Here is a 21120-nt window from a genome sequence, read left to right on the forward strand (position 1 = left end):
CATTCTGCGCGCCGATTTGCTACAATCCTCTCCGCTTTCCGAGGAGCGTTGCGACGGACCACCCTGCGTCCGCCAGGCTCGGAAGGCTTCACCAAGCAGTCGTGCGGCACAACCGCGTCGGCCCCGCTTCCTGAACGGCGCTCACGTCACCAATCTAGAAACTTTTTAGAAAGGAGGGCGTGATGAACGCCATTATCGATTCCAAAGCTTCCAACGATTACGTCGTCGCCGACATGGCGCTGGCCGGCTGGGGCCGCAAGGAACTGAACATCGCCGAGACCGAAATGCCGGGCCTCGTGCAGATCCGTGACGAATACAAGGCGCAGCAGCCGCTGAAGGGCGCGCGCATTGCCGGTTCGCTGCACATGACGATCCAGACGGGCGTGCTGATCGAGACGCTGAAGGCGCTCGGCGCGGACGTCCGCTGGGCCTCGTGCAACATCTTCTCGACGCAGGACCACGCCGCTGCCGCGATCGTCGAAGCCGGCACGCCGGTGTTCGCGTTCAAGGGCGAATCGCTCGACGAATACTGGGAGTTCTCGCACCGCATCTTCGAATGGCCGAACGGCGAGTTCGCGAACATGATCCTGGACGACGGCGGCGACGCAACGCTGCTGCTGATCCTCGGCGCGAAGGCCGAGAAGGACCGTTCGGTGATCGCGAAGCCGACCAACGAGGAAGAAGTCGCGCTGTACAAGTCGATCGCGCAGCACCTCGATGCGGATCCGACCTGGTACTCGACGCGCCTCGCGCACATCAAGGGCGTGACCGAAGAAACCACGACCGGCGTGCACCGCCTGTACCAGATGGAAAAGGACGGCCGCCTGCCGTTCCCGGCGTTCAACGTGAACGATTCGGTCACCAAGTCGAAGTTCGACAACCTGTACGGCTGCCGTGAATCGCTGGTCGACGGCATCAAGCGCGCGACCGACGTGATGATCGCGGGCAAGGTCGCGGTCGTCGCGGGCTACGGCGACGTGGGCAAGGGCTGCGCGCAGTCGCTGCGCGGCCTGGGCGCGACCGTGTGGGTCACCGAAATCGACCCGATCTGCGCACTGCAGGCGGCGATGGAAGGCTACCGCGTCGTGACGATGGAATACGCGGCCGACAAGGCCGACATCTTCGTGACGGCCACCGGCAACTACCACGTGATCAACCACGATCACATGAAGGCGATGCGCCACAACGCGATCGTCTGCAACATCGGCCACTTCGACTCGGAAATCGACGTTGCGTCGACCCGCCAGTACCAGTGGGAAAACATCAAGCCGCAGGTCGACCACATCATCTTCCCGGACGGCAAGCGCGTGATCCTGCTGGCGGAAGGCCGCCTCGTGAACCTCGGCTGCGCGACCGGCCACCCGTCGTTCGTGATGTCGAACTCGTTCGCGAACCAGACGCTCGCGCAGATCGAGCTGTTCGTGCGCGGCAACGAGTACGAGAACAAGGTGTACGTGCTGCCGAAGCACCTCGATGAAAAGGTTGCGCGCCTGCACCTCGCGCGCATCGGCGCGAACCTGTCCGTGCTGTCGGACGAGCAGGCTTCGTACATCGGCGTGCAGAAGGACGGCCCGTTCAAGCCGAACCACTACCGCTACTGATCCGATGTGCCGCTGCCGCGGTGCCGTTCGCGCGTCACCCGCGCGCACCCGGTACGGCGGCACGGCGCGGGATCGCCGGCTGCCGCGGTGCGCCTTCGGGCCCCCGCGGCAGCCGGCGGCGGCCACTGATCGTACCGATCGACAACCGAACCGGAGCACTCCATGAGCGTCATCCTCACCTGGGTCATCAACGCGCTCGCGCTGCTGATCATCACCTACCTCGTGCCGTCGATCCACATCAAGAGCTTCGGCACGGCGCTGATCATCGCGGTCGTGCTCGGCCTGATCAACACGGTGATCCGTCCGGTGCTGATCCTGCTGACGCTGCCCGTCACGATCGTCACGCTCGGGGTGTTCATCCTCGTCGTGAACGCGTTGTGCTTCTGGTTCGCGTCGTCGCTGCTGAAGGGCTTCGAGGTGTCGGGCTTCTGGTCCGCATTCTTCGGTTCGATCCTGTACAGCATCGTGTCGTGGCTGCTGTCCGCCCTGATCTTCGGTCAGCGCGACATCGGCTGACGCCCCAGGGCCTGTTCCCTCAGAATCATGAAACCGATCGAACTCTCGTTTGAATTCTTCCCGCCGAAGACGGCGGAAGGCGTCGAGAAGCTGCGCGCCACGCGTGCGCAGCTGCTGCCGCTGAAGCCGAAATTCGTGTCCTGCACGTTCGGCGCCGGCGGTTCGACGCAGCAGGGCACGCTCGATACGGTGCTCGACATGCAGAAGGACGGCCTCGAGGCCGCGCCGCACCTGTCGTGCATCGGTTCGTCGCGCGACAGCCTGCGCGCGATCCTCGACCAGTACCGCTCGTACGGCATCCGCCACATCGTCGCGCTGCGGGGCGACCTGCCGTCGGGGATGGGCGAAGTCGGCGAACTGCGCTATGCGTCGGAGCTCGTCAGCTTCATCCGTGCCGAACACGGCGACTGGTTCCACATCGAGGTGGCCGGCTATCCGGAGTACCACCCGCAGGCGCGCTCGCCGAAGGCCGATCTCGAGAATTTCGCGCGCAAGGTGAAAGCCGGCGCGAATTCCGCGATCACGCAGTACTTCTTCAACGCCGATGCGTATTTCCGCTTCGTCGACGATGCGCGCAAGCTGGGCGTGGAGGTGCCGATCGTGCCGGGCATCATGCCGATCACGAACTTCTCGCAGCTGATGCGCTTCTCCGAGATGTGCGGCGCCGAAGTGCCGCGCTGGGTCGCGCGCCGGCTCGAGAGCTTCGGCGACGATCGCGAGTCGATCCGCGCGTTCGGCGCGGACGTCGTCACGAGCCTGTGCCAGCGTCTGGTCGACGCGGGCGTGCCGGGTCTGCATTTCTATACGCTGAACACGGCGGCCGCGACGCGGACGATCTGTGAACGGCTCGTCATGTAAGCGCGCTCACGCGATTGCATGCGTCAAAGCCCCGCCGGTTGTGCCGGCGGGGCTTTTTTTGGGATGTCGGCGGCGCGCGGCCGCGTGCGTCAGCGCTGCGCCTGCATCAGCGGCGGGCGGCGCTCGAACCACGGCCGCGCCTGTTCGAGCTGGCGGGCGAGCCGGAGCAGCAGCGCGTCGTCGGCATGACGCGCGGCGAACTGCACGCCGATCGGCAGCCCGCGCGCGTTCCAGTAGAGCGGCACCGACATCGCCGGCTGGCCGGTCAGGTTGAACAGCTCGGTGCAGCCGGCCCACGTGAACGCCTTTTCCGACGACCTCGCGAGCATCTCCTTCAGCAGCGGCTTCACCGGCAGCGCGGCGAGCACCTTCATCTGCGCCGCTTCGAGCGGCGTCGGCTGCAATTCGCCGATCTTCACCGGCGGGCCCGCGAGCGACGCGCACAGGATTGCGTCGTAGCGCGACACGAGGCCGGCCACCTGCACGGTGAGCTGGCGCTGCCATTCGAGCACGTCCGGCAGGCGCGTGCGCGCGAGGCGCCGGCCGATCACGGCCATCGCCCACGTCGCGGCCTCGAATTCGCCGCGCTTCGGCGTGCGGCCGGTCAGTGCGCGCGCGCCGAGCACCATCTCCTCGGCGATCGTCGCCCATAGCGTGAGGAAGGTTTCGGCCGCGCGCGCGTAGTTGACGTGCAGCGTCGCCGGCTCGACATGGTGGCCGAGCGATTCGAGCAGTGCGGCCGCGTCGTCGAGCGCCGCGCGCGTGTCGTCGGCGAGTGCCGGCGCGAGCATCGGGTCGAGCACGAGGCCGATCCGCAGCGGGCCGGGCGGCGTGTCGAGTTCGCCGAGGAATGTGCCGGGCGCGCCCGGTGGCAAGGTCTGGCCGGTCGTCACGTCGAGCAGCAGCGCGCTGTCGCGCACGCTGCGCGTGACCGCATGCTGGACGACCAGCTCGCCGTTCGACGGCAGGTCGACGAGTACCGGGTTGCGGCTCGGCTTCAGGCCGAACAGCCCGCAGCACGACGCCGGAATGCGGATCGAGCCGCCGCCGTCGGAAGCATGCGCGAGCGGCACGATGCCGGCCGCGACGGCCGCCGCCGCACCGCCGCTCGAGCCGCCGGGCGTGTGATCGAGATTCCACGGGTTGCGGCACGCGCCGAACAGTTCGGGTTCCGTGTACGGCATCTGGCCGATCTCCGACGTGTTGGTCTTGCCGAACACGTTGAGACCGGCCGCGCGGCTGCGCGCGATCACCGGCGAATCGTCGGCGGGCACGAAATACCGGTAGTGCCGGCTGCCCATCGACAGCGGCAGCCCGGCGACCGCCGCGCCGAGATCCTTCACGAGATAGGGAACGCCGGCGAACGGCGCGTCGGTGCCGCCGTCGGGTGTGGCGGCCGCGCGCTGGCGTGCGGCTTCGTAGTCCTGCAGCACGATCGCGTTGATCGCGCCGTTGACCGCTTCGGCCTGGCCGATCGCGGCGTCGAGCAGTTCGCGCGGGCTCGCCTTGCGTTCACGTACCAGTGTGGCGAGGCCGATCGCGTCATGCGCGAGATAGTCCGAGTGCATCGCTGTCATCCCCGTTGTGGTTCGTGGCGATGACAGCAGCATAACGCGGGCCCGGTGCGCGGGGCCCGCGGCCGGCCGTTTTTAGAGGTGCTCGGCGAGGAAGGTCAGCGTGCGGCCGTGCGCGAGCGCCGACGCGCGCTGGTTGTACGACGCGCGGTCCGTGCAGTTGAAGCCGTGCTCGGCGCCCGGATAGTCGTGGAACGACGCGTGGCCGTGGCCGGCGAAAGCGGCCTTCACCTGGTCGACGGCCTCGGGCGGGATCGCGTGGTCGTGTCCCGCGTAGTGGAACAGGATCGGCTGCTTGATCTGGCCGGCCAGATCGAGCGCGTTCTGGATACCGCCGCCGTAGTAGGCCACGGCCGCGTCGATCTTGCCGGTCGCGGCCGCGCGGTACGCGAGCTGGCCGCCGAAGCAGTAGCCGATCGCGGCAACCTTGCCGGCCACTTCCGGGCGCGCGCGCAACGCATCGGCGGCCGCGCCGATGTCCGCGACCGCGAGGCCCACGTCGGTCTTTTTCATCAGCTCGATGCCCTTGTCGCGATCCGCGCCTTCGTAGGTGAGCTCGACGCGCGGCTGCGTGCGCCAGAACACGTCCGGCGCGAGCGCGACGAAGCCGTCGGACGCGTACTGGTCGGCCACCGCGCGGATGTGCGCGTTCACGCCGAAGATCTCCTGGATGATGATGACGGCAGGGCCTTTGCCGCGCTTGGGCAGCGCGAGATAGCCGCCGAAGCTGTCGTTACCGGCGGGGATGTCGATCCATTGGGCAGTCACGTTCTGAACTCCTGGCGAACGGGGTGCGCGATGCGCGCCCCGGGGTGGAAGAGGGCGGCCTAGTGTGCCATCGATCGTGTGACGGTGCAGCGCATGCGCCCGCTTCTCGCGCAGCGATCGTTTCGATCTCGATTATTCATTTTTCGGCGCTGCGCCGCTTCGATAGAGTCGATGTGCCGGCCTTTACAAAGCGCTTTCGCGCATCGTCATCGAAGGATTCGCCATGTCTGCCCGTCTGTTTTCCACGCCCTTTTCCGAACGCTTCGGCCTGCGCCTGCCGCTCGTGCAGGCGCCGATGGTCGGCGCGACTACGACCGCGATGGTCGCCGCCGCGTCGAATGCCGGCGCGCTCGGCAGTCTCGGCGCCGCCGCGTTCGCGCCCGAGCGCCTCGCGACCGAAGTCGAAGCCATCCGCGCGGCGACCGATCGCCCGTTCGCGATCAACCTGTTCGTGCTGCCGGACGCGACGCCCGACGCGGCGACCGTCGCCCGCGCGCTCGCCGCGATCGACCCGCTGAACGCGGTGCTCGGGTTGCCGCCGGGCACCGTCCCCGCGCGCTATGCGCCCGACTTCCGCGCACAGCTCGATGCGCTCGTGGCGCTGCGCGTGCCCGTTGCGAGCTTCACGTTCGGCGTGCTCGATGCGGCCGACGTCGCGCGCCTGAAGGCGGCCGGCACCTACGTGATCGGCACGGCGACGCACGTGGCCGAGGGCCTCGCCTGGCAGGCGGCCGGCGCCGACGCGCTGTCCGCGCAGGGCGCCGAGGCGGGCGGCCATCGCGGCACGTTCATCGGTTCCGCCGACGATGCGCTGATCGGTACGCTCGCGCTCGTGCCGCAACTGGTCGACGCGACCGGCCTGCCCGTGCTCGCCGCGGGCGGCATCATGGACGGCCGCGGGATCGCGGCCGCGCTCGCGCTCGGCGCGCAGGGCGCACAGCTCGGCACCGCGTTCCTCACCTGCACGGAAAGCGCGATCGCGGCGGACTGGAAGGCGCGCCTGCTCGCGAGCACCGACACGTCGACGCAGGTCACGCGCGCGATCACCGGCCGCCACGCGCGCGGGCTGCGCAACACGCTGATGGCCCGGCTCGGCGAACGCGTGGCCGACGCCGCGCCGTACCCGGTGCAGAACGCGCTGACCCAGCCGCTGCGCCAGGCCGCCGCGCGCGCGAACGACGGCGACTACCTGTCGCTGTGGGCCGGGCAGGGCGCGCCGCTCGCGCGGCGGCGCGGCGATGCGCTGACGACGTCGCAGCTCGTCGCCGCGCTCGATGCCGAATGGCGTGCGGCGGCTGCCTGATGCGTTCATGTCGGACGACGAAACGCGCGTTGTCACGCGCGTTTCATTCAATGATCACGGGCACAAAATACCGAATCGAAATGCCCCCGGATTGTTTTAAAACGACCTTTCAGAAAGCCACCTGAAATTAGCGGAAACCCTTATCCGGCGGGGCTTGCGGCGATATTCGAGTCGTCATTCCAGAGCGTGCATATCGGTAGTGTTACCACTACCCCAAAAAAGTCCCACAAATTAATTTGATCACCTACACTTGCGCGCAAGTACGGACGGGCGGCTGCTAAAAGCGGCGGTTTCCACGTGCTTGAGGCCAAGTGCATGAACGATGCAACCGGCGAATCGTCCAGTGATTGCAAACACAGGGATGGCAGCGGGGCACCGGGCGATGGCGTTTTATTGGGACCGAAACTGGAGACTTACATGAATATCAAGATGCAAAAGCTGTTGCCGATCACCGCGGCCGCGATGCTGTGCGCTGCAGCTGCGGGCAACGCAGCGGCCGATCAAGTCGTCAAGATCGGCCACGTCGCGCCCTTGACGGGCGGCATTGCACACCTGGGCAAGGACAACGAAAACGGCGCACGTCTCGCGGTTGAAGAGATCAACGCCAAGGGTCTCACGGTCGGCGGCCAGAAAATCACGCTGCAACTCGACCCGCAGGACGACGCGGCCGACCCGCGGCAGGCCACGCAGGTTGCGCAGAAGCTCGTCGACGACAAGGTCGTCGCGGTGGTCGGCCACCTGAACTCGGGCACGTCGATCCCGGCCTCGAAGATCTACAGCGATGCGGGCATCGTGCAGATCTCGCCGTCGGCGACCAACCCGGCCTACACGCAGCAGGGCTTCAAGACCACGTACCGCGTGGTGGCCACCGATGCGCAGCAGGGTCCGGCACTCGCGAACTACGCGCACTCGAAGGGCATCAAGAGCGTGGCCGTGGTCGACGATTCGACCGCGTACGGCCAGGGTCTCGCGAACGAGTTCGAGAAGAAGGCCAAGGCGCTCGGCCTGAAGGTGATGTCGCACGACGCGACGAACGACAAGGCGGTCGACTTCCGCGCGATTCTGACCAAGATCAAGGGCGAGAATCCGGACGCGATCATGTACGGCGGCATGGACGCAACGGGCGGCCCGTTCGCGAAGCAGGCGAAGCAGCTCGGCCTGCGCGCGAAGATCTTCGCGGGCGACGGCGTGTGCACGGAAAAGCTGGCCGACCTGGCCGGCGACGCGACCGACAACGTGGTGTGCTCGGAAGCCGGTGCTTCGCTCGAGAAGATGTCGGGCGGCGCGGCGTTCAAGGCGAAGTACGAGAAGCGCTTCGGCCAGCCGATCCAGATCTACGCACCGTTCACGTATGACGCCGTGTACATCATCGTCGATGCGATGAAGCGCTCGAACTCGGCGGATCCGGCGAAGATCCTCGCCGCGATGCCGGCGACGAACTACTCGGGCGTGATCGGCACGACGACCTTCGACTCGAAGGGCGACCTGCAGCACGGCGTGATCTCGCTGTACAACTACAAGGGCGGCAAGAAGTCGCTGCTCGATGAAGTGAAGATGTAACGATACAAGCGGTCAACAGAAGGGGTGAAAGCGCGCATGCGGCAACGCATGCGCGCTTTCTTTTTGGGCCGGCGCGTCGTGCCGCGCCCCGTCAGATCTTCAGCCGCGCGAGCACCTTCGGCGCGACGGCCGCGACGAGCGCCGCGCACAGCGCGACGACGGACAGGCCGATCGTCAGGTTCGACGCCTGCGCGACGGCGCCGATCACGACCGGACCGAACAGCATGCCGAAATACGCGAGGCCGGCCACGTGCGCGAGCCCTTCGGCCGCATGGATGCCTTTCACGCGCGCGGCGGCCGCGAACAGCACCGGCATCATGTTCGCGAGGCCGAGGCCTATCAGCGTGAAGCCGGTCAGCACCGTGGCCGAATACGGCAGCAGCAGCGCGCCGATCATCCCCGCGCAGGCGAGCGACGCGCTCGCGAACACGAGCTGCGGCGCGCCGAAGCGGGCGCGCACGGCGTCGCCCGCGAAGCGCGCGATGGCCATCCCGCCCGAGAACGCGGCATAGGCGGCGCTGGCGAGCGCGGGGCTCGCCACGACGACGTCGCGCATGTAGACCGTCGCCCAGTCGTACATCGCGCCTTCGGCGATCAGCGCGACGAGCGCGATGCCGCCGAGCATCCACAACGCCGGCGAGCGCCAGCGGTTGCCGCCGCCGTGCGCGTGTTCGTGATGCGGCACATGCGGGAGCACGGCCGGGCTGGCGACCACGAGCACCGTCGCGCTGGTCGCGGCCGCGAGCGCGAGATGCACGGCCGGCGCCATGCCGGCCGACAGCAGCGCGCCGCCGGCGGCCGCGCCGGCCATCCCGCCGATGCTGAACATGCCGTGCAGCGACGACATGATCGGCCTGCCGATCGCGATTTCGACCGCGCTGGCCTCGGCGTTCATCGCCACGTCGAGCGTCGCCATCGAGAAGCCGAACAGCGCGAGCACCGCTAGCAGCAACGGGTAGTCGGGCACGACGAGGATCAGCGCCGCGCAGGCCGACATCACGAGCCCGCCCGCGAGGCACGCGGTGCGCGAGCCGACGCGCGCGATCCAGCGCGCGATGGTCAGCATCGCGGCGATCGACCCGACGGCGACCGCGAACAGCGCGATCGACAGCAGCCCGGGGCTCAGCGCGAACTTGTCGCGCACGGTCGGCACGTGCACGCCCCACGACGCGAACATCATGCCGGCGACGAAGAACAGCGCCATCGATGCCGCGCGGGCCCGCTGGCGGGCCGGCAGCGACAGCACGCGATGCGCGTCGGGGGGCGCGGCGAACGGGGACGACGATTCGGGGGAGGAGGATTCGGACACGATGACGCTCATCAAAGGAAATGCACGGACGCACGCGGCGCCCGTCGGATTCGTCCGATTCTATCGAACCGCTTACGATCGTGCCGGGCGTTGGCCGTTCGGCCGATGATCCGGCGATTAGTCAGTGACCCGCGTTCGGCCGCATCGACTGCCCTGGCCGTTCGACCGATGCACGGCGCGCCGCGCCCGCGGGTAACATCGGAGCGCATGGCGTGCCCGGTGCGCCCCCCTTCGACCGCAGGAGTCCTCTTGAACATCGATCCCGCTCTCGCCGTGCATTTGCTGCACCGCTGCGCGCTCGGCACGCTCGCCACCCATTCGCGCGATCCGCAGGGTTTCCCGTATCCGACGGTCGTCCCGTTTGCACCCGATGCAAGCCATCGTCCCGTGATCCTCGTGAGCGGCCTTGCGGAGCACACGCGCAATCTGGCCGCCGATCCGCGCGCGGGCTTCCTCGTCGTCGATGCGCCCGACGGCGACGTGCTGAACGCCGAGCGCGCGACGCTGCTCGGCCGGTTCGTGCCGCTCGGCGACGATCCGCACGTCACCGCGCGCTACTGTCGTTATGAGCCGGATGCCGCGCGCTATCTCGCGCTGGGCGATTTCACGTTCTGGGCACTCGACGTCGAGCGGCTGCGCTATATCGGCGGGTTCGGGCGCATGGGCTGGGTCGACGGCACGCATCTCGATGCGCTGCCGCCGCTCGCGTTCGACGAGGAGCAGGCGTTATGGGACGCGTACGATGCCGGCGCGGCGCGCCGCGACGGGCTCGAATTGCTCGGCGTCGATCGCCACGGCGCCGACTGGCGACATGACGGCCGCCGCGTGCGTACGCCGTTCGATACGCCATTGGCCGAGGCCGATGCGGGCGAATGGCGCGAGCGGCTGATGGCGTGCGCGCGGGATGTGACGTGACGTCGCGGATACCGGCGGCTCCGCGCTTTGCCCGTTTAGCGAGGCGCGCCATCCGATTTTCGTAAAACTGTCGTCCGATGAAAGCTTCTATTTTTCAAATGCAGGGTAATTGCGTATGTTGATAGACCTAATAGCCAATCGCTAATGTCCTAATCTCTGTGTAGGAACGTAAAAATTTGAGAAAAGGCCGTGGCCGGTCAAAATGACACGTGTGAATTCCAATTGATCTCGGGATTTTCATGAATCCCGCTTCTATCAAATCTTTTTTGTGCTAATCTCTGCCTTCGAAAATCCGAGGCACATATATTTCATGAATGGTGAGCTGGCTGCAGACCGGCGCCATTGGTCAGATAGAAAGGGAAACTATGTCTTCTTACAAGGACCTGCTGGCCCAGCGGGAGAAGCTGGAGAAGCAAATCGAAGAAGCAAAGTCGCGTGAATACGCTGAAGTGCTGAATGACGTGAAGCAGAAAATTGCCGACTACGGCTTTTCGCTCGCCGAACTCGGTCTCAGCCGCGCGAAGGCAGGTAAGGTTGGCCGTCCGCGCGCAGGCGTTGCCGCGAAATACCGCGATCCGGAAACGGGCGCGACGTGGTCGGGCCGCGGCAAGCCGCCGCGCTGGATCGCAGGCAAGAACCGCGAACAGTTTGCGATTTAAACGTCCGTTTAAATAGCCTGCTCTTCAAAAGAGCCGCGTGTCCGTTAAGGAGCGCGGCTTTTTTGTTTTCTGCGCTCGCCGCGCACATGGCGTTGTCATGGAAATGTAATAATGGGGCGTGAATGAAAATACGACCCGTTCGCATAAGCGGTTGATTTAAATAAGAAATTTGTGGGTATTGGCGGGGTTCACGGGGCGCCCTTGATAGAATCGGGTATCGCTCACCGATATCTCATATTTCATGTCCACGTTTTCCGGCGACGCGCAGAGCGCAGATAAGCACGCGGTTGCACGCAAGAGCACGTTCGTCAGTATTGTGCTGAATGTCGTGCTTGCGACATTTCAGATCGTCGTCGGCGTGATTGCCCATTCGCAGGCATTGATTGCTGACGGGGTGCATTCGATTTCCGATTTGATCTCGGATTTTGTCGTGCTGGTTGCGAATCGGCATAGCGGCGCATCGCCGGATGCCGACCACAATTACGGCCACAGCCGCTACGAGACCGTCGCCTCGCTGTTTCTCGGCGCGATCCTGATTGCGGTTGGCGTCGGCATGCTCTGGCGGGCCGGCGACCGCCTCGTTAATCTCGAAAACATTCCGGCGGTACATTTTTCCGCGCTGCTCGTCGCGCTGACGGTGCTCGTGTCGAAAGAGGCGCTGTTTCGCTACATGTTGCGCGAAGCGCGGCGCGTCCGTTCGGCGATGCTCGTCGCGAATGCATGGCATGCGCGTTCGGATGCCGCGTCGTCGCTCGTCGTCGCGATCGGCATCGTCGGCAGCCTGGCCGGCGTGCGGCTGCTCGACCCGATCGCGGCGGCGATCGTCGGCTTCATGGTTGCGCGCATGGGCTGGACGTTCGGCTATGACGCGTTGCAGGACCTCTCCGACCGCGCGCTCGATACGACCGATACGGCCGAGATCCGCGCGCTGCTCGCGGCGACGCCGGGCGTGCGCGACGTGCACGACCTGCGCACGCGCAAGATGGGCGATGCCGCGCTCGTCGACGCGCACATCCTCGTCGATCCGAAAATCTCCGTCTCCGAAGGGCACTACATCGCCGAGACCGCGCGTGCGCGCGTGCTGACCGACGCGCGCGTGCTCGATGCGCTGATCCATGTCGATCCCGAGAACGACGCGGCGCGCCGTCCGGCGCTCGCGCTGCCGCCGCGCGGCGAGATCGTGGCACGGCTCGAGGCCGCGCTCGCGCAGCGCGGGCTGCATGCGGCGGCCATCAACCTGCATTACCTGAGTACGGGGCTCGAGATCGACGTGACGCTTGCCTGCGATCCGCACGACACCGACGCGGCGCTGGCTGGAAGGCTCGACGCCGACGCGCTGAAGCGCGAGTTCGGCGCGCGCCGGATCGGCTTCACGCGCACGATGCCCGCGCATGCGTGACCCGCCGCGGGCACACGGGATAGAAGGCCGCCGGCGCGTGCTGGCGCGTTACAGCGGCAGTTGCGTGTCGAACTTGATCTCGCGCAGCACGACGCTCGTGCGCACCTGCGACACGGCGGGGATCTTGAAGATGCGTTCGTGCAGGAACACGTCGTAGGCCTTGATGTCCGGCGCGACGATCTTGAGGATGTAGTCGGCTTCGCCGGTCGTGCTGTAGCACTCGGTGACTTCCGGGCAGGTCGAGATCTCGCGCTCGAACTGCTCGACGCCGCCTTCGTTGTGGCGGGTCAGGTGCACGTGCGCGAGCGCGCAGACGTGCAGGCCGAGCTTCTCGCGATCGAGCAGCGCCGTGTAGCGCTGGATCACGCCCGACTGTTCCATGTCCTTGATGCGGCGCCAGCACGGCGTGCTCGACAGGCCGACCTGGTCCGAGATTTCCTGGACCGAGCGGCGCGCGTCGAGCTGCAACAGGCGAAGGATTTTTTGCGAAAAGGAATCGAGCGTCACCTGCGCCTCCATGCGGCAGCTACAACACGCTGAATGTTAGAGGGCCGGGAAAGGAAAGGCAATCTGGCGTCGCGTTGTTGAGCGAGATTCGCTAATTTGCTCGCGGATCCGTGGGATTTTGTCCCGCGCCTGCGTTTTCCGACCGATCGGTGTCCGACACCGCGAGGCCCGCGAGCGCGGCCTGCTGGCGGCGCAGGTCGGCCAGCATGTTGCAGAACAGCGCGCCTTGCTCGATCGCGTCGTCGAGCGCGACGTGCGTGTGCGGATGGTCGTCGAACCAGTGCTTCGGAAAGCGCGGCTTGATCGCCTTTCGGTACGGCAGGCCCGTCATCGCGAACGCGAGCGTCTTGATGTCGAGCGCCGACCACGAGAACGGGCAGCGGCCCGCGAAGCGCATCATGTACCAGAACATGAACGTGAAATCGAAGCCCGCCGGCATCGCGACGAACACCGGCTTGCCGGGCAGCGCCTCGACCCAGTCGACGTACGCGAGCAGCGCCGCTTCGGGTGCCTGCAGATCCTTCCGGCACGCGGCCCATGCTTCGGGCTCGGTCTTCCACCACGCTTCCTGCACCGGGTGCGCCTGCGCGCCGGGCAGCGTGTCGAGATTGGCCGAGAACGTCGCGATCAGCTGCTTGTCCTCGGTATAGGCGGCCGACGCGAAGCTCAGCATCGAGTGCGGGCCGGGAATCGGGCCGTCGGCCTCGACGTCGGTGCTGACGTAGATTTCCGGGATGGCGGTCTGGTTCATCCGAATACCTTGTCGGACACGAACGGGTTGGTGCGGCGCTCGTCGCCGAACGTCGACACCGGGCCGTGGCCCGGCACGAACGTCACGTCGTCGCCGAGCGGCCACAGCTTCTCCTTGATCGACCGGACGAGATCCTCGTGATTGCCGCGCGGAAAATCGGTGCGGCCGATCGAGCCCGCGAACAGCACGTCGCCGACGATCGCGACGCGATGCGCGCGGCTGAAGAACACGACGTGGCCGGGCGTGTGGCCCGGGCAGTGATAGACCTCGAGCGTCTCGTCGCCGAACTGCACGGTGTCGCCGTCGTTCAGCCAGTGATCCGGCTCGAAGGTTTCGGCGGCCGGAAAGCCGAAGCGCTCGCTCTGCATCGGCAGCTTCTCGATCCAGAAGCGCTCTTCTTCCTGCGGCCCCTCGATCGGCACGCCGTAATGCGTCGCGAGCGTCTTCGCGCCCGCGCAGTGATCGATGTGCCCGTGCGTGAGCAGCACCTTCTCGACCTGCACGTTCTGCCGCGCGACTTCCTGTTCGATCCGGTCGAGATCGCCGCCCGGATCGACGACGGCGGCGCGGCCCGTTTTCTCGCAGACGAGCAGCGAGCAGTTCTGCTGGAACGGCGTGACCGGAATGAGCGTGACTTTCATGGAGGCACCGGCGGCTAAAAGGAGCGATTGTACCGGTCGCGCGTGCCGCCTGCCGGTCGCGCGACGCGCGTCGCGGCGGACGCCTCCGGGCATTCCCGGAGCATGTCGATTGTTACGGCCATAGTGAGAATCAATGGTCCCCGACGGGCGCTTTTCGAGACAACCTTTTGGTTTATGTATAATGCGCCCCATTGCACGTGAATTTCACGCAATTCGCTGGTGTTTCGGCCCCGTTAAAAAAGGGGCGTCGGAGGCACCGTCAAGCATCAGCCGCCGGGGAGTCCGGCGGTGTATCCAGCACCGAATATTCGGTGCTCACGTCTTGTCCGGCCGGGTGCTGCGCGCCCGCCTGCGGCCCTGCTGCCGCGCCGCCGGATGGGGCCTGTGCCGCCGTTCCTGTGAGTCGGTCGTTTCGACGCGCGCGAACGTGAAGCCATGTTCGATGGCGGCATGTGGGGTCTGGTCAGGCTGTTGGGGACAGGTTGCGCCAGACGTGAAAGCTAATCAGGACGGTTGCGGCCTAGACGAAAGCCGCGCCCATGCTAGCCGCCTGCTCGCATCCGAGCGGGGCGTGCACGCATTTGCCGTCCGGGCCGCATATCCGCGCCGTGAATCGGCGTGATGAAGGCGCGGCCCGAACCAGAAGGCGACACGTCGATGAATTTACGTTTTCCGAGTCGATTCGGGACCATTGCATTGTTTTTTGCGCTGACGGGCTGCGCGGTGCCACCCAGCCAGACCACCGGTAGCGCGAACCAGAAGAACGCCGTCGACAAGACGGCCGCCGCCGCGAAGGCGGATAGCGACAAGCAGCTGAACTTTGATTCCGCGCTGGCATCGATGCCGGCTGCCGACAGCAAGGACGCGAAGAAGTCGTCGCTGGCGGACGCCGAGCCGATCGACGGCAAGGATGTGTCCGATTTCCGCCAGACGGGCCGCGCATCGTGGTACGGGCGGGACTTCCACGGCCGCCGCACCGCGAACGGCGAGCGCTTCAACATGAATGCACTCACCGCCGCACACCGCACGCTGCCGCTGTCGTCGTACATCAAGGTGACGAACGCGTCGACCGGCAAGTGGGTCGTCGTGAAGGTCAACGATCGCGGGCCGTTCAAGCGCGGTCGTGTGCTCGACCTGTCGTATGCGGCCGCCAAGATGATCGGCCTCGTGCACGCCGGCACGGGCCGCGTGAAGATCGAAGGGCTGTCGCCGCAGGAAGCGCGCGAGGCACGCGACGAAATGTTCGCGTCGGTCTCGGCGAAGTAACGCAGCGGCTCGACCGCTCATGCAAAAGGGCTGCCCGCGGGCAGCCCTTTGTCTTTCCTGCGCGGCGCGATGCCGGCGCCGGCTTCCCGGTGCCGGCCGCCTCGCGTGTCAGCTTTCGTCCTTCAGCGCCAGCGCACGCGCATACAGCGTGTTGCGCGACGCGCCCGTCAGCGCGGCCGCGAGCTTGGCCGCGCTCTTCACCGGCACCTCTTCCAGCAGCAGCTTGAGCAGCGCGTCGTGCGCGGTGTCGTCGGCTTCGCCGCTCGTCGCCGGTGCGCCTTCGACCACCAGCACGAACTCGCCGCGCTGCCGGTTCGCATCGCCGGCGAGCCAGGTCTGTCCTTCGGCCAGGGTGCCCTGGAACAACTGCTCGTGTAGCTTGGTGAGCTCGCGCGCGATCAGCAGCCGGCGCGCGGGGCCGAATGCGTCGGCGAGTGCGGCGACGGTTTCGGCGATCCGGTGCGGGGCCTCGTAGAACACCAGTGCATACGGGTGCGATACCAGCGCCTGCAGCGCGGTCGCGCGCTGCTTCGTCTTCGGCGGCAGGAAGCCCGCGAACGTGAACGCGCCGGCCCAGTCGCCGGCCACGCTCAGCGCGGTCACGGCCGCGCTCGCGCCCGGCAGCGGAATCACCGCGAAGCCGGCGGCGCGCACCGCGTCGACGAGCCGCGCGCCGGGATCCGAGATGCCGGGCGTGCCGGCGTCCGATACATAGGCCACGCGCTCGCCGCCGCGCAGCAGTTCGATCACGCGTTGCGCGGCTTCGCGTTCGTTGTGCTCGTGCACGGCGACGAGCGGTTTCGAGATCCCGTAGCGGGCGAGCAGCTGGCCCGTGTTGCGGGTGTCTTCGGCCGCGATGCGGTCGGCGAGGCCGAGCACGTGCAGCGCGCGCAGCGTGATGTCGGCGGTGTTGCCGATCGGCGTGGCGACCACGTAGAGCGCGGCGTCCGGGTAGTGCTGCGTGTGCGCGAGTTCGAGGAGGGCAGTCATGGCAGGCAATGCGCGCAATCGCGGCGCAAGCGGAACAAGGACGGCATTGTGCCACGCGGCGCCGGCCCGGCCGGGCGACGGGCGCGGTTTGGTGCGCGCCGGCGACAACTTTTCGGATGCGGCGCGATCCAAACCGGTCGGCGCGGCATTCGAGCTGCGCGCGCGGCAGTTTCTCGAACGCCGCGGCCTCGGGTTCGTCGCGGCGAACGTGACGATGCGCGGTGGCGAGCTCGATCTCGTGATGCGCGAGCCTGACGGCATGCTCGTGTTCGTCGAGGTGCGCGCGCGGCGCAGCGTCCGGCATGGCGGCGCGGCCGCGAGCGTCGGCTGGCGCAAGCGGCGTCGCCTGGTGGCGGCCGCGCTCCAGTTCTGGGTGCGGCACGGCGCCGGCGCCGCGTGCCGCTTCGACGTCGTCGCGTTCGAGGCCGGCCGGCTCGCGTGGCTGCGCGACGCATTTCGTGCCGACGATGCGTAGCGGCGAGCTGTGACGAGATGTAAAGAGTTCTTGCCGGACCGCCGGAGAGGGTGCCGGAGTACGGTAAACTCGCCGCACCCACGATGTCGCGCGATGCGTGCCACGCGCCCAGTTCACCAGGAATCGATGTCAGTCGAACGTATTCAGCAACATTTCCGCGACAGCGCCGCGCTTCACGCCGAAGCGGCCGACGCGCTGCCGCTGCCGATCGCAGCCGCGGTCGATGCGATGTTCGCCGCGCTGGCGAACGGCAACAAGATCGTCGCGTGCGGTGACGGCCCTTCGGCCGCCGCCGCGCATTACCTCGCCGTGTCACTCGTCGGCGGCTTCGAGCGCGAGCGCCCGGGCCTGCCCGCGATCGCGCTGGCCACCGATGCGTCGCAGGGCGGCCTCGCGGGCGCGGTGTCCGCCGATCAGCTGTTCGCGCAGCAGGTGCGCGTGCTCGGCCAGACCGGCGACATCCTGCTGGTGCTCGATCCGACCGGCGCATCGCCGCGCGTGCTGGCGGCGATCGACGAAGCGCACGAGCGCGAGATGACCGTCGTCGCGCTGACGGGCGGCGACGGCCATGCGGTCGCCGCCGCGCTGTCCGATACCGATATTCCGATCAGCGTGCCCGCCGTTCGCGCGGCGCGCATCCACGAAGTCCATCTGCTGACCATCCACTGCCTGTGCGACGGCATCGACGCGATGCTGCTGGGTGAGGATTGAACGAAGGAGAGCCGTCGATGAATCAAAGCCGCGTCAAACAGACGCTCGTCAGAACCACGCTGCTCGCTGCGCTGACGGCGGGTCTCGCCGTGTCGCTGCAAGGTTGTGTGCTCGGGGTCGTGGGCGCAGCGGCCGGCGGCGGCGCGCTGATCGCGACCGATCGCCGTACGCTCGGTGCGCAGACGGAAGATCGCGAGATCCAGGTCAAGTCGCTCACGCAGATCAACAACGGGCTGCCCGATCAGTCGCACGTGAACGTGACGGTGTTCAACCGCCGCGTGCTGCTGACGGGCGAAGTGCCGAACGATGCATCGAAGCAGCGCGCCGAGGAAATCGTGCGCGGCATCAACAACGTGAACGGCATCGTCAACGAGCTGTCGGTCGAGCCGGCGTCGTCGCTGTCGTCGCGTGCGAACGACTCGTACCTCGAAGGGCGCGTGAAGTCCGAGCTGATCGCGACGAAGGGCATCTCGTCGAACTACTACAAGGTCGTCAGCGAACGCGGCAACCTTTACCTGATGGGGCTCGTGACGGTCGACGAGGGCAATCGCGGCGCGGAAGCCGCCAGCCAGGTGCCGGGCGTCGAGAAGGTCGTGAAGGTGTTCCAGTACGTGAAGCAGCAGGACGCGCAGGCGCTGCAGAACGCGTCGCCCGCGAGCGGCGCATCCGGCGCGCAGGCTGCCGCCGCGCCGGCGGATACCGCGACGGTGGGCGCCGTGCCCGACGCGTCGGTGCAGTCCGCGCCGCTGCAGCCGCCCGCGCCGATCTCGAATTCGTCGAACGTGCACCCGGGCAACCCGAAGGCCCCGGCGCAATGAAGAACAGGCAGATGAAGCAGATGAAACAGTGGATGGTGCAGGGCGTCGCGGCCGCGGCGCTCGCGATTGGCGCGCTGGGCGTCGCGCATGCGGATGTCGGTGACGGCCTGAAGGTCGCGCGCGGCAACGCCTGCATGGGCTGCCACGCGATCGACCGCAAGCTCGTCGGCCCGTCGTTCAAGGATATCGCCGCCCGCTACAAGGCCGATCCGCAGGCCGTGGCCAAGCTGTCGAAGAAGGTGAAGGAGGGCGGCTCGGGCGTCTGGGGCGCCATTCCGATGCCCGCGCACCCGCGCATGAGCGACGCCGACGTGCGTTCGGTGGTCGAATGGGTGCTGGCTGGCGCGCCGTCAAAGTAAGGTGTCAGGGGCGATTCAACCCCTATTGCCAAGCGCGGAAATGCGTGTGTATGATGGTTGACTGTTGGGGCGGTAGCTCAGCTGGGAGAGCGTCGCGTTCGCAATGCGAAGGTCGGGAGTTCGATCCTCCTCCGCTCCACCAACGGAATTCGAAGGGCTCGATCGCAAGATCGGGCCTTTTTGTTTGTGTGGGTCCGCGATGGCAGGCCGGGCCAGGCACCGTACTCGACGTGGCGGAGTGGGTCGACCGGTGGCCGGTCAGTCAGGTCAGCAGTTCGTGCGCGAGCCTGAACGTCGGCACCGCCAACGCGGCGAACGCCACCGTCATGACCGCGAGAATCACTGTTCTCTTCCGCAGCAGCGCGAAGATGACGAACGACAGCGCATAGAACGCGCAGGTCAGCAGGATGATCCACCAGAGCGCCGCGTAGCCGGCGCCGCCTTCGAAGTTCGATACGTTCCGCGTCATCAGCGTCGCGCCGTAACCGGCGGCGGTCATGCTCGCGGGCAGGCCCAGCACCGAATACAGGATGTAGACGACCAGCTGTCGCGGTGTCGGATCGGAAGACGTCATGACGGATGGTTCTTATTCGGGTGGACGGGCCGCCGAACCGGTCGCCACGCGGGCAGGTTCAGGCAGCCAGCAGGATGCGGGCGTTTCCGATGTTTGGCAACCACCCGCCGCTGCCCGCCGCCGCCTTCACCCCCGCCCGAAACTCGGCCGCTTCGGATCGTACGTCCACCCCGGCACGAGATAGCGCATCGCGACCGCGTCGTCGCGCGCCGTGCCGCCGACTTGCCGATAAAGCGCATGCGCGGCCTCGACCTGCGCCATGTCGAGCTCGATCCCGAGCCCCGGCCGCTCCGGCACGGCCACCTGGCCCCCGACGATCTTCAGCGGCTCGCGCGTGAGCCGCGCATCGCCTTCCTGCCAGATCCAGTGCGTGTCGATCGCGGTGATCGTGCCGGGCGCGGCCGCCGCCGCATGCGTGAACATCGCGAGCGACACGTCGAAGTGGTTGTTCGAGTGCGAACCCCACGTGAGCCCCCAGTCGCGGCACAGCTGCGCGAGCCGCACCGAGCCCTGCATCGTCCAGAAATGCGGGTCGGCGAGCGGGATGTCGACCGCCTGCAGCCGCACCGCATGATCCATCTGCCGCCAGTCGGTCGCGATCATGTTGGTCGCGGTCGGGATTCCCGTCGCGCGGCGGAATTCGGCCATCACCTCGCGGCCCGAATAGCCGCCTTCCGGCCCGCACGGATCTTCCGCATACGCGAGCAGGTGGCCTTGTCCGCGGCACAGCGCGACGGCCTCGTCGAGCGACCACGCGCCGTTCGGGTCGAGCGTCGTGCGGGCGTCGGGGAAGCGCGTCTTGATCGCGGCGATCGCTTCCATCTCGTCGGCGCCGGCCATCACGCCGCCCTTCAGCTTGAAATCGGCGAAGCCGTAGCGATCGACCGCGGCCTCGGCCTGCCGCGCGATCGCGGCCGGCGTGAGCGCTTCCTCGTTGCGCAGCCGGAACCATGCATCCGACGCCTGCGCCTCGTCGCGATACGGCAGGTCGGTGCGGCCGCGATCACCGAGATAGAACAGGTACGCGAGCATCGGCACCGCATCGCGCTGCTGCCCTTCACCGAGCAGCGCCGCGACCGGCACGTCGAGATGCTGGCCGAGCAGGTCGAGCAGCGCGGCCTCGATCGCGGTGATCACGTTGTCGAGCCGCAGGTTGATCTCGTGCGGCTGGCGCAGCACCGCGGCTTCGCCGGCCGACGTCACCTCGTGCCGGATCGTGCGGCCCGCACCCGCGCCCGCGCCGGACAGTGCCGCGCGCACCGCGTTGAGCGTCGCCTGGTAGCGTCCGATCGACTGGCCGACCACGAGATCCGTCATGCGCTCGAGCGCGTGGCGGATGCCTTCGCCGCCCGGCACTTCGCCGACGCCCGTGTGTCCGCTGCTGTCGTCGAGGATCACGAGGTTGCGCGTGAAGTACGGTGCGTGCGCGCCGCACAGGTTGAGCAGCATGCTGTCGCGGCCGGCGACGGGAATCACCTGCATGCGCGTGACGCGCGGGGTGCCGGCACGGCGGGATTCGGACATCGGTTCGCTCCTGGTTCCGGTGATGCACGGGCCGCCGGCTGC

The 21120-nt window shown here is 67.3% G+C and carries 22 protein-coding genes, 1 tRNA gene and 1 riboswitch; of the genes, 14 read left to right on the plus strand and 9 right to left on the minus strand.

Translation table 11 applies throughout. The features are described from left to right. Positions 1-34 precede the first annotated feature (34 nt). Positions 35-150, plus strand: a riboswitch (S-adenosyl-L-homocysteine riboswitch). 32 nt (positions 151-182) lie between these two features. From ahcY to metF, 3 genes are all read left to right on the plus strand, one after another. Next, on the plus strand, positions 183-1601 hold the full coding sequence (ahcY, locus tag CFB40_RS01110; protein WP_069246874.1) for an adenosylhomocysteinase: 1419 nt from the start codon (positions 183-185) through the stop codon (positions 1599-1601). A 162-nt stretch (positions 1602-1763) separates the two neighbouring features. Continuing rightward, positions 1764-2117 carry a phage holin family protein gene (locus tag CFB40_RS01115; protein WP_006477367.1) on the plus strand — a complete coding sequence of 118 codons (354 nt, stop codon included), beginning with the start codon at positions 1764-1766 and terminating at the stop codon, positions 2115-2117. A 27-nt stretch (positions 2118-2144) separates the two neighbouring features. Beyond that, a complete protein-coding gene (gene metF / locus CFB40_RS01120; protein ID WP_089424248.1) occupies positions 2145-2975 on the plus strand; it encodes a methylenetetrahydrofolate reductase [NAD(P)H] in 831 nt (276 codons plus the stop codon). 89 nt (positions 2976-3064) lie between these two features. Here metF and CFB40_RS01125 read toward each other — a convergent pair whose 3' ends face one another. Both CFB40_RS01125 and CFB40_RS01130 read right to left on the minus strand, forming a co-directional pair. Next, on the minus strand, positions 3065-4543 hold the full coding sequence (locus CFB40_RS01125; protein WP_089424249.1) for an amidase: 1479 nt from the start codon (positions 4541-4543) through the stop codon (positions 3065-3067). 81 nt (positions 4544-4624) lie between these two features. Then, a complete protein-coding gene (locus tag CFB40_RS01130; RefSeq protein WP_089424250.1) occupies positions 4625-5317 on the minus strand; it encodes a dienelactone hydrolase family protein in 693 nt (230 codons plus the stop codon). Between the two features lie 223 nt (positions 5318-5540). On the opposite strand from CFB40_RS01130, the gene CFB40_RS01135 reads away from it, so the two are divergent. Together CFB40_RS01135 and CFB40_RS01140 are read left to right on the plus strand one after the other, a co-directional pair. Then, on the plus strand, positions 5541-6620 hold the full coding sequence (locus CFB40_RS01135; protein ID WP_089424251.1) for an NAD(P)H-dependent flavin oxidoreductase: 1080 nt from the start codon (positions 5541-5543) through the stop codon (positions 6618-6620). 417 nt (positions 6621-7037) lie between these two features. Beyond that, entirely contained in the window at positions 7038-8180 is a 1143-nt protein-coding gene (locus tag CFB40_RS01140) for a branched-chain amino acid ABC transporter substrate-binding protein (protein WP_089430459.1), read from the plus strand. Between the two features lie 91 nt (positions 8181-8271). Here CFB40_RS01140 and CFB40_RS01145 read toward each other — a convergent pair whose 3' ends face one another. Further along, positions 8272-9489: an MFS transporter gene (locus CFB40_RS01145; RefSeq protein WP_179255237.1), complete on the minus strand. Its 1218-nt coding sequence runs from the start codon at positions 9487-9489 to the stop codon at positions 8272-8274. A gap of 249 nt (positions 9490-9738) precedes the next feature. Between CFB40_RS01145 and CFB40_RS01150 the strand changes: the two genes are divergently transcribed. From CFB40_RS01150 to CFB40_RS01160, 3 genes are all read left to right on the plus strand, one after another. After that, entirely contained in the window at positions 9739-10404 is a 666-nt protein-coding gene (locus CFB40_RS01150) for a HugZ family pyridoxamine 5'-phosphate oxidase (protein ID WP_089430461.1), read from the plus strand. A 365-nt stretch (positions 10405-10769) separates the two neighbouring features. Then, complete coding sequence (locus tag CFB40_RS01155) at positions 10770-11063, plus strand: H-NS histone family protein (RefSeq protein ID WP_006491875.1); 294 nt, start codon at positions 10770-10772, stop codon at positions 11061-11063. 241 nt (positions 11064-11304) lie between these two features. Continuing rightward, entirely contained in the window at positions 11305-12462 is a 1158-nt protein-coding gene (locus tag CFB40_RS01160) for a cation diffusion facilitator family transporter (protein WP_089430462.1), read from the plus strand. A 48-nt stretch (positions 12463-12510) separates the two neighbouring features. Here the strand turns inward: CFB40_RS01160 and CFB40_RS01165 are convergent, their stop codons facing one another. The 3 genes from CFB40_RS01165 to CFB40_RS01175 all read right to left on the minus strand — a co-directional run bounded on the left by CFB40_RS01165 (position 12511) and on the right by CFB40_RS01175 (position 14361). Continuing rightward, on the minus strand, positions 12511-12981 hold the full coding sequence (locus CFB40_RS01165; RefSeq protein ID WP_011882933.1) for an Lrp/AsnC family transcriptional regulator: 471 nt from the start codon (positions 12979-12981) through the stop codon (positions 12511-12513). A 79-nt stretch (positions 12982-13060) separates the two neighbouring features. Continuing rightward, on the minus strand, positions 13061-13720 hold the full coding sequence (locus CFB40_RS01170; RefSeq protein WP_089424255.1) for an exonuclease: 660 nt from the start codon (positions 13718-13720) through the stop codon (positions 13061-13063). Beyond that, positions 13717-14361 (minus strand): MBL fold metallo-hydrolase, encoded by a 645-nt coding sequence (locus CFB40_RS01175; RefSeq protein WP_043185095.1) that lies wholly within the window; start codon positions 14359-14361, stop codon positions 13717-13719. Before CFB40_RS01175 ends, CFB40_RS01170 begins: the two co-directional genes overlap by 4 nt. 657 nt (positions 14362-15018) lie before the next feature. Here CFB40_RS01175 and CFB40_RS01180 point away from each other — a divergent pair. After that, a complete protein-coding gene (locus tag CFB40_RS01180; RefSeq protein ID WP_089424296.1) occupies positions 15019-15627 on the plus strand; it encodes a septal ring lytic transglycosylase RlpA family protein in 609 nt (202 codons plus the stop codon). Positions 15628-15735: 108 nt separating this feature from the next. On the opposite strand, the gene rsmI is transcribed toward CFB40_RS01180, so the two are convergent. Next, a complete protein-coding gene (gene rsmI, locus CFB40_RS01185) occupies positions 15736-16617 on the minus strand; it encodes a 16S rRNA (cytidine(1402)-2'-O)-methyltransferase (protein ID WP_089424256.1) in 882 nt (293 codons plus the stop codon). Between the two features lie 46 nt (positions 16618-16663). Here rsmI and CFB40_RS01190 point away from each other — a divergent pair, with 46 nt between their 5' ends. The 5 genes from CFB40_RS01190 (at position 16664) to CFB40_RS01210 (ending at position 19122) form a co-directional block, all read left to right on the plus strand. Beyond that, complete coding sequence (locus CFB40_RS01190; protein WP_179255238.1) at positions 16664-17092, plus strand: YraN family protein; 429 nt, start codon at positions 16664-16666, stop codon at positions 17090-17092. Between the two features lie 126 nt (positions 17093-17218). Next, positions 17219-17803 (plus strand): SIS domain-containing protein, encoded by a 585-nt coding sequence (locus CFB40_RS01195; RefSeq protein WP_089430464.1) that lies wholly within the window; start codon positions 17219-17221, stop codon positions 17801-17803. 17 nt (positions 17804-17820) lie between these two features. Continuing rightward, a complete protein-coding gene (locus tag CFB40_RS01200; protein WP_089430487.1) occupies positions 17821-18621 on the plus strand; it encodes a BON domain-containing protein in 801 nt (266 codons plus the stop codon). Then, positions 18618-18980, plus strand: a complete 363-nt coding sequence (locus tag CFB40_RS01205) for a c-type cytochrome (RefSeq protein WP_089424258.1) — start codon at positions 18618-18620, stop codon at positions 18978-18980. The genes CFB40_RS01200 and CFB40_RS01205 overlap by 4 nt, the downstream gene beginning before the upstream one ends. A gap of 66 nt (positions 18981-19046) precedes the next feature. Continuing rightward, positions 19047-19122 (plus strand) — tRNA-Ala (locus CFB40_RS01210). A 120-nt stretch (positions 19123-19242) separates the two neighbouring features. Here the strand turns inward: CFB40_RS01210 and CFB40_RS01215 are convergent. Beyond that, positions 19243-19554 (minus strand): hypothetical protein, encoded by a 312-nt coding sequence (locus CFB40_RS01215; protein WP_089424259.1) that lies wholly within the window; start codon positions 19552-19554, stop codon positions 19243-19245. A gap of 126 nt (positions 19555-19680) precedes the next feature. Further along, positions 19681-21078 (minus strand): enolase C-terminal domain-like protein, encoded by a 1398-nt coding sequence (locus tag CFB40_RS01220; RefSeq protein ID WP_089430488.1) that lies wholly within the window; start codon positions 21076-21078, stop codon positions 19681-19683. Between the last annotated feature and the right edge of the window lie 42 nt (positions 21079-21120).

It is taken from the genome of Burkholderia sp. AU31652 (assembly GCF_002223155.1).
Classification (GTDB): Bacteria; Pseudomonadota; Gammaproteobacteria; order Burkholderiales; family Burkholderiaceae; genus Burkholderia.